This window comes from Tyzzerella sp. An114, from assembly GCF_002161055.1.
Lineage (GTDB): Bacteria > Bacillota > Clostridia > Lachnospirales > Anaerotignaceae > Fimicola > Fimicola cottocaccae.
In genome coordinates this window covers 1-1,637 of record NZ_NFLT01000056.1, presented here as the reverse complement: position 1 = coordinate 1,637, position 1,637 = coordinate 1, and the positions used below count along the sequence as shown (strand labels likewise).

Genomic DNA, 1,637 nt, shown 5'->3' with positions numbered 1-1,637 from the left:
AAAATGGATAGATTTTTGCCATGTTTCCTTATTATTTCCATAGATAGACACATCAACTCATATATATCAAAGGATGCCTTCTTTATCCATATATTAATGGTTGGTCCTTCAAATAATTCTTCGTATTCTACAAAGATATCCTCACACCTTTTATAAAGAAACTCATCTTGTGCTTTTGCAGTTCTTTGCATTGGAACATCATGAAGAAATCCATAAATATAAAAGGCTCTAAAGTCATGCTCTGGTTCTTCAGAGTTTTCACTTTGAAAATAAGCTTTCAACAAATTGGAAAAAAAACCTTTTTGTTTTTCTGTAATCCCTTCGTCATCATACACGTACTCTGCATTCTTTACAGTTTTCATATGTTGAAGCATTCTGTTATGCTTTTGTAAGGGTGCATTAAGAATGGCAAAAATCTGCATTAAGAATGGCAAAAAATATAATAAAAAAAGCAGTGGACTTTTTTTAAAAAATTCACTGCTTTTTAAATATTTAAAGTGGTATTAAACTTCTGTTTAACTTTGTTTAAATTGCTTTTTTCTTAATCTATATGGAATACTATGATTTTTATAGTATTCCTCATCAGGAATATATTGAAGTAAATCTTCAACTTCGCAATTAAGAACTTTACATATTCTACTAAGATAATCAAGGTTAATTCTCTCTATTGTTTCATTATACATTTCATTAATAGTTGAAGGTCTTATACCAGTCTTTCTAGCAAGTTCTGCTTGTGTCATTCTTATATTTCCTAATATAGTGGATAAATATATTTTTATCATTGATAGCACCCCTTATACCTTTATTCGATATAATACTATCATATATAAAAATAATAATATTTTATAAGTTATTAAATAACTATTTTAGTTATACAATTATTAAAAAAATAATACTGTAACTAATCGTAATTAGTAGTTTGTAATAACTACTTCTTTAAATCGACTGCCAGAGTTTAATGACAAATTATTTTGCCTTTCAATTCCTTCAATTTTAAAATCTTTGTACAATTCACGTATAAATTCATCATCATTATACGATAAAACAAACTTGCCTTTTATATCTTTTAAAATATCTCTCAATTTAATATGTTGTTCTTCATCAAAAATAAAATCTCCTGTATCATACATATTTTCTGTATTATGATATGGTGGGTCAAGGTAAAATAATGTGCCTTCATTGTCATAAGCACTTATTATTTTTTCAAAACTTTTATTCTCAATAACAACCTTTGAAAGTCTTTTTCTTACATCTTTTAAAAATTCGGTATTTGATATATCTCTTGGTTTACTACCATATGTATTTATTTTTGCACCATAGGAAGACTTTATAAGATATAAATATCTTACTGCCCTTTGTATATCTGTAAGACCTATACAGTCCATTTGATTTTTATATTCATTAAAAATTTGTCTTGAGTTTAAAGATAACTCAAGTTCTTTTTCTATTGCTTCCGGGTGATATTTCACACATTTGAAAAGATTTACAAGGTCTCTATTTATGTCATTGTAAACCTCTGTTTTTGCATATTTATCTTTATAAAATAATACCCAACCAGCTCCACCAAATACCTCAACATACTTATCAAACTTTTCAGGAAACTTGTCTGATATAATCTTTCTTAAAAGTTTCTTTCC

3 protein-coding genes are annotated in these 1,637 nt (G+C 26.9%); all 3 read right to left on the bottom strand.

Features of this window, described 5'->3' with window-relative positions; translation table 11 throughout:
* Nucleotides 1-362: hypothetical protein (locus B5E58_RS13195; RefSeq protein ID WP_143597290.1), on the bottom strand; the 362-nt coding region annotated here is incomplete at its 3' end.
* A gap of 153 nt (nucleotides 363-515) precedes the next feature.
* A complete protein-coding gene (locus tag B5E58_RS13190; protein ID WP_088110092.1) occupies nucleotides 516-782 on the bottom strand; it encodes a helix-turn-helix domain-containing protein in 267 nt (88 codons plus the stop codon).
* Between the two features lie 129 nt (nucleotides 783-911).
* Nucleotides 912-1,637: DNA adenine methylase (locus tag B5E58_RS13185; protein WP_143597289.1), on the bottom strand; the 726-nt coding region annotated here is incomplete at its 5' end.